This is a genomic window from Candidatus Paceibacterota bacterium (assembly GCA_035452965.1).
Classification (GTDB): domain Bacteria; phylum Verrucomicrobiota; class Verrucomicrobiia; order Limisphaerales; family UBA8199; genus UBA8199.
In genome coordinates this window covers 1-10,899 of the sequence record DAOTCE010000062.1, presented here as the reverse complement: position 1 = coordinate 10,899, position 10,899 = coordinate 1, and the positions used below count along the sequence as shown (strand labels likewise).

8 protein-coding genes and 2 rRNA genes are annotated in these 10,899 nt (G+C 62.1%); 5 read left to right on the top strand and 5 right to left on the bottom strand.

Going from position 1 to position 10,899, the window contains the following annotated elements:
* Positions 1-21: 21 nt before the first annotated feature.
* On the bottom strand, positions 22-1,083 hold the full coding sequence (locus P5205_22040; GenBank protein HSA13041.1) for a M48 family metallopeptidase: 1,062 nt from the start codon (positions 1,081-1,083) through the stop codon (positions 22-24).
* Positions 1,084-1,289: 206 nt separating this feature from the next.
* A complete protein-coding gene (locus P5205_22035; protein ID HSA13040.1) occupies positions 1,290-1,859 on the bottom strand; it encodes a transposase in 570 nt (189 codons plus the stop codon).
* Positions 1,860-2,088: 229 nt separating this feature from the next.
* Between P5205_22035 and galE the strand changes: the two genes are divergently transcribed.
* A complete protein-coding gene (galE, locus tag P5205_22030; protein HSA13039.1) occupies positions 2,089-3,060 on the top strand; it encodes a UDP-glucose 4-epimerase GalE in 972 nt (323 codons plus the stop codon).
* A gap of 154 nt (positions 3,061-3,214) precedes the next feature.
* Here galE and P5205_22025 read toward each other — a convergent pair whose 3' ends face one another.
* Positions 3,215-4,462 carry a hypothetical protein gene (locus tag P5205_22025; protein HSA13038.1) on the bottom strand — a complete coding sequence of 416 codons (1,248 nt, stop codon included), beginning with the start codon at positions 4,460-4,462 and terminating at the stop codon, positions 3,215-3,217.
* A 319-nt stretch (positions 4,463-4,781) separates the two neighbouring features.
* Here P5205_22025 and mtnP point away from each other — a divergent pair, with 319 nt between their 5' ends.
* From mtnP to P5205_22005, 4 genes are all read left to right on the top strand, one after another.
* The gene (gene mtnP / locus P5205_22020; GenBank protein HSA13037.1) at positions 4,782-5,645 is read left to right on the top strand and encodes an S-methyl-5'-thioadenosine phosphorylase; all 864 of its coding nucleotides are present in this window, start codon (positions 4,782-4,784) and stop codon (positions 5,643-5,645) included.
* A gap of 81 nt (positions 5,646-5,726) precedes the next feature.
* Positions 5,727-6,110, top strand: coding sequence for a Rid family detoxifying hydrolase (locus P5205_22015; GenBank protein ID HSA13036.1), 384 nt, complete (start codon positions 5,727-5,729; stop codon positions 6,108-6,110).
* 35 nt (positions 6,111-6,145) lie between these two features.
* Entirely contained in the window at positions 6,146-7,507 is a 1,362-nt protein-coding gene (rmuC, locus tag P5205_22010) for a DNA recombination protein RmuC (protein HSA13035.1), read from the top strand.
* Positions 7,508-7,745: 238 nt separating this feature from the next.
* On the top strand, positions 7,746-10,340 hold the full coding sequence (locus P5205_22005; protein HSA13034.1) for a DUF559 domain-containing protein: 2,595 nt from the start codon (positions 7,746-7,748) through the stop codon (positions 10,338-10,340).
* A gap of 62 nt (positions 10,341-10,402) precedes the next feature.
* Here the strand turns inward: P5205_22005 and rrf are convergent.
* Both rrf and P5205_21995 read right to left on the bottom strand, forming a co-directional pair.
* Positions 10,403-10,518 (bottom strand): 5S ribosomal RNA (rrf, locus tag P5205_22000).
* 193 nt (positions 10,519-10,711) lie between these two features.
* Positions 10,712-10,899 (bottom strand): 23S ribosomal RNA (locus P5205_21995); the annotation flags it as partial.

Genomic DNA, 10,899 nt, shown 5'->3' with positions numbered 1-10,899 from the left:
TGTGCATTGGACTCTAACCAACTAGTCAGTGCGCCCTGCCGGGCGCACCCAAAAAGTCACCACGCCCGACAACAGCCCGAACAACAACAGCGCCGGCACAATACTCCCCGGCTCGAATCCGAAACTTCGGTAGAACCCGTCTTGCCGGGCAAGCAGCGAGATGAACCAGAACGCCGCCAGCGACCCCGCCGCCGACAGGAGCAGCATTTTGGGAATATGCTTCTTCTTGAAGTGCCCGATCTCGTGCGCCAGCACGGCCTCCAGTTCCGGCTCAGCCAGTTGCTGAATCAGCGTGTCGAACAATACGATCTTCCGGAACCCGCCGAAGCCCGTGAAAAAGGCATTCGAATGGCGGGAACGTTTGCTGCCGTCCATCACCTGGATGCTGCGGGCGCGGAAGCGGGTCCGCTCCGCCAGTTTGAGCAGGCGCTCGCGCAAGTTGCCTTCGGACAGCGGAGTGAACTTGTTGAACAGCGGCAGGATCAGCACCGGCGCCAGCACCATCAGCAGCAACTGAAACCCCAGCAGCGCGCCCCATGCCCACAACCACCACAATGCCCCGGTCCATTCCACCAGCTTCAATACCAGCACCAGCAAGGGATAGCCCAGCACGATCGCCAACAGCAGCCCTTTGAGCCGGTCCAGCCACCAGAGCTTCGGCGTGGTCGTGTTGAACCCGAAGCGCTCCTCCAACCGAAACTGGTCATGCCAATCCAACGGCAGCCCCGGCAGCGATAGCGCCACGCCCGTGACCAGCAGAAATGCGGCCATCGCCCACGCCGATCCGCCCAGCCACTGCGTAAACGCCGCAAAGCCCCATGGCAGCACCGCGCTGTACAGCACGGCCACCAGCACCACAGTGCTCCAGGTGCTCTCGACTTGATCGAACCGGCCCTTGGCCAGCGTGTATTGCACCGACTTGGCGTAAGTAGCTTCGTCCATAATCCCCTTGAACGCCTCCGGCACCGCGCCGGCATGCGCCAGCACGTGGCGCCGGTTCAACCGCCCCAGCCATAGCTGGGCCGCCCACCGGGCCAGGATCAGCAGCAGAGCGACTGATGCAACCACACTGGCAGAAGTCATGGGAGAAGATTAGCGCGGACTGAGGCCCGCGGCTACGCGGAAGTAACCGACGGTGTTGTGCACCATAAAGCGCCGTCGCCGCTTCGCTCTGCCGGCGCACTCCAAGATCGCCCCGCAAACCCACCCCCGTTTTGGACTGCGGTGGCAAGCGCAGCGCGACACCGCTTTCCACCCCTCCCAAACGCCCGGTTCAAAAACGCCGCTCCCTACCAGTCCGACGACACCTCGAAATCATCCCCCAACTGCAACTGGTCAGTCTTGAAGCGATAGATGGTCTTAACCTGCGCAGGCATAGCAGTGCGCTCAAACCACCGCGCCGAGCACCACGGGTATTGATTCGCCACCGGCACAAGGAGGTGTTTCACCGGATTCTGATGCACGTAGTTCAGCCGCGCCAAATAGGAGCGCTCATACGTCAGCCGGGTATCCCAGTAATTGTGCCAGACTTTGCGGCCTCTGGCGGCGTCGAGCTTATTGATCCACTTTGCCGTTTTCTCGTGCAGAAAACCGAGCATGCGGGACAGGTTCTTCGCGGTATCCGCTGTCTCAGGCGAGTGGGCGATGAAATGGTAATGATTCGAGAAAACCGCCCAGGCTTCCAACCGCCAGCCGAACTCGCTGGCTACTTTCAGCAGGCCCCGATGCAGCACGGCCAACCGCGCCCTGCCCGCGAAATGATGCTGCCGCAGACAAGTTCCGGCCGTGACGAAGTAAGTGCCGCGCACCGAGAGCCGATGCTCTGGCGCATGTGGCCAGGGGATTTGCGCGGCGAGCATGCATCAGAGAATGTAGATTTTGGACTGCGGTGGCAAGCACAGCGCGACACCGCTTTCGAGCCTGATTTAACCGCAAAGCGCCGTCGCCGCTTCGCTCTGCCGGCGCACTCCAAGATCGCCCCGCAAACCCACCCCCGTTTTGGACTGCGGTGGCAAGCGCAGCGCGACACCGCTTTCCAAGGACCTTTTTCCGTTGAGTCATTTTCCCACGGCGTCTAGCTTGGCCGACATGAAAATCTTCGTCACCGGCGGCGCCGGCTATATCGGTTCGAATTGCACCGAAGCGTTGCTCGACGCCGGCTGCCAGGTGACCGTTTATGACGATCTCAGTGAAGGTCACCGTTCGGCAGTGGACCAGCGAGCGCGCTTCGTCCTGGGTCGTCCGGAAGAGCAGAACCACATCCTCAACGCCCTCAAGGACGCTCGTCCCGACGCCATCATGCACTTCGCCGCCAACGCGCTGGTCGGCGAATCCATGACCAACCCGAAGAAGTACTTCCACAACAACGTCGCCAACGGCCTGAAACTTCTCGATGCCGCCATCGAATGCGGCATCAAGAAATTCGTCTTCAGTTCCACCTGTGCCACCTACGGCCCGCCCGAGCGCATCCCAATGACCGAAGACCTGCCCCAGCGCCCCATAAATCCCTACGGCGAATCGAAGCTGATGTTTGAGAAGGTGCTCCAGTGGTATCAACGGATTTACGGGCTGGAATTCGTCGCCTTCCGCTACTTCAACGCCGCCGGCGCCAGCAAGAACTTCGGCGAACATCACCGCACCGAGACCCACCTGATCCCGAACGTCCTGCAAGTCCCCCTGGGTCGGAAGCCCCACTGCGAGATTTACGGCACCGATTACCCCACACCCGACGGCACCTGCATTCGGGACTACATTCACATCCTCGACCTGGCGCAGGCCCACATGCTCGGCCTGGCGCCCGGCCGCCAGGGCTTCTACAACCTGGGCAACGGCGACGGCTACTCCGTCCGCGAAGTAGTTCGGATGTGCGAACAGGTCACAGGCAAACCTATTCCCGCCATCGAAAAACCGCGCCGCCCCGGCGATCCGCCACGCCTGGTGGCCGCCGCGGAGAAGGCCGTGCGTGAATTAGGCTGGAAACCCAAACACCCCAGCCTCGAAGACATCGTCGCCACCGCCTGGGACTGGCACCAGCGGCATCCAAACGGCTACCCGGACTAGCCACGCAAGGCCAGAGGCTCATAGAAGCCCACCGCGCGATTGTGGTTTCGAGGTTGCGGCAGTTTAACTGGCTGCTCGCACCCCGTTTGGCCCTGCGCGAACCCGAAAGTCATGCTTGCGCGCATGACAACCTCGATCCTTGGGCTTGCCCCGGCTATTTCCTCCGCGAGTCAATTTCCGGGAGCAGGGGCATGGCTTCAAGGACGTGGCACACGGTATAAAGATGCTGGGAGTACCAGTCCTCGCGTTTCGGGTTAGGACGACGCTCGTTGACGAGTTGGAACATGGTGCGGAACAGCCCGGCTTTGGACTGCATGTAAGTGAGGGCGTTGAAGCCAGAGAGGGCTTTGCGCCTGGCCTCGGGGTCGCCTGTGGCAACGTAGAGGCGGGCAAGGGCGGCGCAGTAGCGAGAGGTGTGGCCGGGCATCATGTGCTGGAAAGTGGACTGTTCGGAAACGGCGGGTGCGGGGGCGGCTGGGTGACCTTCGGTGTGGACGAGCTTCTCCTCCATGCGGCCGAGGACCTTCCGGCCCATGGCGATGTACTCGGGCCGGTCTTTGCCCTGGCGGAAAAACCAGGCGGCAGTGAAGGACATCGGCTCAGCCGAGAGGTGAGTTTCAGGCCGTTCGCGGATATCCTCGTGGTAGGTGCCCCAGCGGTTCAGTTCGACGTTGCGATCAATCATCAGCTTGAGAGCGCGAGTGTGGGCAGTCTGCCAGGCTGGGTCCTTGTCGTGGCGGAGGATGCGTTCAAAGAACTCAACGTAGAATACCGGCGCGCCGCCGGATTGCTGGCGAACAACGCCGTCTTGCGGCAGCACCCGGAAGGGCCAGGAGCCGTCGTCGCCTTGGCGCGCGGCGAGGGTTCTGGCGATGGCTTTGGCGCCGTTGAGGTATTTCGGGTCCTTGGTGACTTCGAAGAGGTTGAGGTAAGCGGTGCCGATGAAGGCCGCCTTGTCGGGTTCGAGAGAGTCTTTGTCCTGGGAGCCGCCGGGCTTGCCATCGGTGTAAACTGACCAAGGGATGTTGGCGTAGCGAGCGTCTGCCGGGGTGGAATGGGCCAAGTTCCAGTCGGCCAGATCGCGAGCGCGCTGGAGCCACTCAGCCTCTCCAGAGTAGCGGCTATACAGGAGGAAAGTGTTAATGAAGTAGGCGTGCTGGCGTGCGGGGAAGCAGAACTTGCGGCTGGAGGGCGAGCCGTCCGTGAGAACGTGGGCGCTGGTGAAATAACCGGCGAGGGGACCGTCGAGTTTGCCGGGGACATAACCGCGATCGGCTTTCTTGAGGAAGACCATGGCGTCGGCGATGGCGGCACCAAGTGGGCGGCGCGGTTGGACAACGCCGTCGGCTACGGGCACGAGGTTGGTCCCCGCTGGCTCGGCCGCAACGGCAAGCGCAGCCAAAGCCAGAGACATCAGTCCACTGACCATTGGAATTAGCGACAATCGCCCCGTAACGCTAAAGGCCGGAGCACTTGCCGCCACACCTATCCGAAGCAGGGCCGTTAACGCACACTGTGCGTGCTTTGTATTCACGGCGCGAAGAGTATCGCGAGCGAGCTCTGGTTCAAGGCATAACCCCTGAGCTCCCGCAGCAACAAAGTTGCGCCCCTATGGGGAAAAGACATCAGCATTGCCTCGACCCGCCCCTGCAATCCGCCTTCAACGGGACAGGTATTTTTCCCGGTTTCCATTTCCCCCGCCACCCGCTATAACCCTGCGCATGTCTCAACATCGTGTCGGCATCATCGGCGGCAGCGGGCTCTACCAGATCGAGGGCTTCACCAGCCAGAAGTGGGTCAAGGTCCGGACCCCCTTCGGACCGCCCTCAGACGCGTTTCTCACGGGCAAACTGGCCGGGCGTGACGTGGTGTTCCTGCCCCGGCATGGGCGGGGGCACCGCATTCTGCCCAGCGAACTGAACCACCGGGCCAACCTCTGGGCCATGAAAAAGCTCGGCGTGGCCTGGATCATTAGTGTTAGCGCCGTCGGTTCGCTCCAGGCCAAGTACCGGCCCTGTGACATCGTGTTGCCCGACCAGTTTGTTGACCGAGCCAAGCAGTCCTTCGCGCACACCTATTTCGGTCGCGGCATTGTTGGGCATATCGCGTTCGCCGAGCCGGTCTGCGAGGAGTTGCGCCTGCTCCTGCTCAAAGCCGCACGAGCGCTCAAGGCCCGCGTCCACAACGGCGGGACTTACGTCAATATGGAAGGACCCGCCTTCAGCACCCGTGCCGAGTCGTTCACCAACCGCAAGCTCGGCTACGATGTCATCGGCATGACCAACCTCGGCGAGGCCAAGTGCGCCCGGGAAGCAGAAATTGCCTACGCCACGATGGCAATGATCACCGACTATGACTGCTGGAAATTGGACGAAGCGCACGTCACGGTGGACATGGTGATCGCCAACCTGATGAAGAATGCCGCGGTGGCCAAGGCGATCATTGCCAGGGTGATGCCCCAGATCCCCTTCGAGCCAAGCTGGCCCTGCCACAACGCGCTCAAAAACGCAATCATGACCGACCGCAAATGCTGGCCCGCCGGGACCGTCAGGGAGTTGGAGCCGATCCTGCGCAAGTACCTCTGACAAGCTGCGCCGTTCCCCGGCCGCACCCGGCCAACCGCCGCCGCTTGACCCGTCGTGGTTACTCGATAACATCGGACTGCCATGCTAAAGAAGACTGTCATCAAACCAGCCAAGTCCGCTCCCGCTGTCGGGCCCTACAACCACGCCGTGCGTATCGGCGACCTGCTGTTCTGCGCCGGGCAAATTCCCCTTGATCCCGCCACCGGCAACCTCGTCACCGGCGATATTAAGGCGCAGGCCGAACGCGCTCTCCAAAACGTCCAGGCCATCCTCGACGACCAGAAGCTGACCTTCGCCAATGTCGTCAAGAGCACCGTGTTCCTCACCAACCTGGCGGACTTCGCCGGAATGAACGAGGTTTACGCAAAGTACCTCACGGCGGACTTTCCAGCCCGCTCGACCATCCAGGTGGCCGCGTTGCCCAAAGGCGCCAGCGTGGAGATTGAGGTCATCGCCCACTATTAGCTGGGCGACTGCCAATCGGTGACACCAGGCGTCACATGTCCCCCACAGTTGCCCTGCTAATTGGAGCGGTGGCAGGAGCCGCGCTCGGTTTCCTGATCGGCTGGCTCTACCGCCGAGGTCAGGCTATCGCGCCGGATGACCGGTTGGCCAACGAGCTGCGGCAGCAGTTAGGCCAGCGCGAAGGGGAGCTTGCCAAAGCGCGGGAGCAGTTGACCGTGGCCACCAGCGGGCAGGCCGCCGCTGAAGCGAGCCGGTCGGCCGCCGAGAAACTCATCGCCGACCAGCGCGCGCTGCACGAGAAGGCCCTGCGCGATGCCAGGGAAGCGCAGGAAAAGGCGCTGGCGGACTTGCGGACTGCCTTCAAAGCCCTGAGCCTGGACACGCTGCGCGAGCTGCAGCCCCAGTTCATCGAACGCGTCACAGAAACGGTTTCCAAGCTGCAGGAGACAGCAAAGGGCGACTTGGCACAGCGGCAGGAGGCAATCAAGACACTGGTCGAGCCGCTGAAGCAGCAGTTGGAGACTTACCAGAAGCGGCTGCAACAGGCGGAATCCACGCAGGCCGGCACGCTGGGCGAGGTGAAGAAGCAGCTCGAAGCGCTGTCGCAGCAGAGCCAGGCCCTGGCACAGGAGACGCAGCAATTCCGCATGGTGCTCAAGTCCAGCCAGGCCCGCGGGCGCTGGGGCGAGGAAACGCTACGGCGAGTCGTCGAGGCGGCGGGCATGAGCACGCACTGCGACTTCAGCGAGCAGACCAAAGAAGGCGACGCCAAACCCGACCTTGTCGTGCGGTTGCCAGGCGAGCGGTTCATCATCGTGGACGCCAAAGTCCCCGAGCTGGATTTCCTGAGCGCGCTGGAGAGCGCCGACGCCACAAAACGCGCGGAATCGCTGACGACGCACGCGGCGAAACTCAAGGCGACCATCAAGGCGCTGGCAGACCGAGATTACCCGAGCCAGTTTCCCAACGCGCTCGATTACGTGGTGCTGTTCCTCCCGGCCGAATCGTTGTTCAGCGCCGCACTGGAGGGCGACCGGGAATTGATCGTGTGGGCGGCGCAAAAGCGCATTTTGCTCGCCACACCAGCGTCGCTAATCGCGTTGCTGCGATCGGTGAGCGTAAGCTGGCAGCAACATGCGCAGACGGAGAACGCGCAGAAGATCGCCGAGACGGCCCAGGAATTCTACGCGCGCGTGGTCAAGTTCACCGAGCACTTCGAGAAGATCCGTGCGGGGCTCGAGAGCGCGAACAGCGCGTTCAACGCCGCCGCGGCGAGTTTCCAGACGCGCGTGCGCCCGGCCGGCGAACGCCTCGCCGAACTAGGCGGCGGCGCCACCGGCAAGCAACTGGCCGACGTGCAGCCGCTGGATTCGGCGCTGCGCCTGCCGCCTGCGTAACCAGCAGATTCACAGCCTGATGGATGCGGAAGCCGTAGTCACAAACCAGTCGTCCTCCGCCGCCAAAATCAACCTGTTTCGGTCTTTGTTCCATGGGCGCGAGGATGTTTATGCCCGACGGTTCGAGAGCCGAAAGACCGGCCGAGCGGGCTACCAGCCGGTTTGTGCCAACGATTGGGTCCGCGGTTTGTGCAACAAGCCTCGCGTGAAATGCGGAGACTGTTCAAATCGGTACCTCATGCAGGTAACCGACGAGGTGATTCGCCAACATCTCTCAGGACAGGACGAGCGGGGTCGGGAGTTTGTCATGGGCCTTTACCCCATGCTCGCGGACGAAACCTGTTCCGTGCTCGCCATTGATCTCGACGGTGAAGCCTGGCAGGAAGATGCCAGGGCCTTGCAGGAGACTTGTGAGCGGCTGGGGCTGCCCGTTGCGTTGGAACGCTCCCGCTCAGGCAAAGGAGGCCACTTCTGGTTCTTCTTTGCCGAGGCGCTTCCTGCAAGCACGGCAAGGAATGTGGGCTCACACCTTCTCACCGAGACCATGGAAGGCCGCCCGGAAATCGGCCTCGCCTCTTACGACCGGCTGTTCCCCAACCAGGACACGCTGCCCAAGGGCGGCTTCGGCAATCTGATTGCGCTGCCGCTGCAGAAGAAGCCGCGGGCAGCGGGCAATAGCGTTTTCCTGGACGAGCACCTCCAGCCCTACAAAGACCAATGGGCGGTTCTTTCCTCCGCCAAGAAGATCAGCCGCGCACAACCAGAATCCCTGGCACGCGACGCTGAGCGCCGGGGGCGCATCACCGGCGTGCGCCTGGCCTTCGAGGAGGAGGATGATCTTCCGTGGACCGCTCCGCCGTCACGTCGGCGGAAGGAACCGCCCATAGTCGGGCCTTTGCCCATGACCCTTGAACTGGTGCTCGGCGATCAGATCTACATCGCCAAAGAGCGTCTTCCGCCGGGGCTGCACAACCGACTGCTGCGATTGGCTGCGTTCCAAAATCCTGAATTCTACCGGGCGCAAAGCATGCGGCTGCCCACCTTCGGCAAACCGCGCATCATCCATTGCGCCGAGGACGGGCCGAAGCATCTGGAACTGCCCCGGGGCTGCCTGGGGGAGACGCAAGATCTGCTCTACTCTCTGGGCATCGAAGCGGCCCTGCGCGACGAACGCTTTGGCGGCACACCACTCGATGTGTGTTTCCACGGTGAGTTGCGGCCGGAACAGCAGTTGGCGGCGAACGCCATGGCGGCTCACGATATTGGGGTCCTGGCCGCCACTACAGCCTTTGGCAAAACCGTTCTTGCAGCCTGGCTTATCGCGCGCCGCGGCGTCAACAGCCTGGTTCTCGTGCACCGCCAGCAACTGCTGGAACAATGGGTGGAACGGCTGGCGTCTTTTCTCGACGTGCCGGCCAAATCTATCGGACGGCTTGGAGGTGGTCGGAAGAACCTCACCGGTCGCATTGACGTGGCCCTCATGCAAAGCCTGGTTCGGAAGGGTCTCGTGCATGACTGTGTCGGATCCTACGGCCACCTGGTGGTAGATGAGTGCCACCACATCCCGGCAAGCAGCTTTGAACTGGTCGCCCGTCGCGCCAAGGCGCGCTACGTGACCGGCCTCTCCGCCTCTATCACGCGCAAGGACGGCCATCAACCGATCATTTTCATGCAATGCGGACCGGTGCGCTACCGTGTCAGCGCCCGGCAGCAGGCGGCTCTTCGGCCGTTCGCTCATCATGTCGTGGTGCGCCCGACGAACTTTCGCGCCACGGAAATTTCGGCGGCAGATTCGCGCGTCGAGTTCCAGAAGCTGACCGCGGCGCTAATGCAGACGCCCACCCGCAACCAAATGATCTGCGCCGACGTAATCGCTGCGGTCAAAGCGGGTCGGTTTCCGCTGGTGCTGACCGAGCGGACGGAGCATCTGCGACTCTTGGCCGAGGAACTGGCGAAGACGATCCCGCACGTCATCACCCTGCAAGGGGGCATGGGAAGAAAGGCTATTCGGGCGGCGATGGCTTCGCTCGCCCAAGTGCCAGCGGAAGACGGCTGTGTGTTGCTGGCAACAGGGCGGTATATCGGCGAGGGCTTTGATGAACCGCGGCTGGACACGCTCTTTCTGACGTTGCCGATCTCGTGGCGGGGGACCATCGCGCAGTATGTGGGGCGGCTGCACCGGCTGCACGAAGGCAAGCGCGAGGTGCAGGTGTATGATTACGCAGACTTGAACGTGCCAATGCTGGCACGCATGTTCGACCGACGCTGCACAGGTTACGAAGCCGCCGGGTACACGCTATTGCTGCCGGGCAGCGCCGTTCCCGGCTGGCCCGCGGAGGTGCCGCTGCCAATAGATCCGGAGTGGAAGCGGGAGTACGCCGCGAGTGTTCAGCGGCTGGTGCGCGATGGCGTGGATGTCCCCCTGGCGAACTTGTTCCTCCATGCGGCCCAGGCACCAAAGCCCGGGATAGAGGGCGTGGCTCGGGCTCGAAGCGCAACGGAAGCGTTTCTCTTTCGGCGCCTGCAAACGCTCGAGGCGACCGCCGACTGCTTCCAGCTCAACGCGGAACTCCCAATCCCCTTCGATGCGAAGGGGAGGATGGAAGTTGATTTGCTGTGCGAAGCCGCCCGGCTGGTAATCGAACTGGACGGGGGGCAGCACCTGGCGGATGCCCAGGCTTACCGGCGGGACCGGCGCAAGGATGTCGCGCTGCAGGAACACGGCTACTTCGTGCTCCGGTTTCTTGCCGAGGACCTCGGCAAACGCCTCGACGAAATACTGGATGCCATCCAGCGCGCACTGGCTCACCAGCACAACCTGGCCAGGAGGTGAGCGCCAACTTCTTCGCACCCAAGCAAAAAGGCCGGAACAGGAGTTCCGGCCTTCTAGATAAAAACTGGCGGCGACCTACTCTCGCGGAATCTATAAAACCACTACCATCGGCAAGACTGCGTTTGACGGCCGTGTTCGGAATGGGAACGGGTCGGACCACAGCTTCAAGGCCACCAAAAAGCGTCAGAGCGGCAAGGGTTCGGTGACAGGCAACCCATGGCTGCCGCCATCCATACACCACTAACCACTCAAAAATCAAAGAGCACATGCCCGCCGCCTGACGGGTATTCTCTGAAAACTGCACACAGGAGAAAACAAGGATTACAATTCGCGAGTTGAAATCGCTCTTGCCCTTCAGGGAAGGGAAAGAAGCGATCAAGCCGCACGACCGATTAGTATTAGTCCGCTAAACGGATTGCTCCGCTTGCACGCCTAACCTATCAACCCGGTGGTCTTCCGGGGGTCTTTAGGGACCTTGCGGTCCGGGAAACATTATCTTGGGAGGAGCTTGGCACTTAGATGCATTCAGCGCTTATCTCTTCCGCACATGGCTACGCAA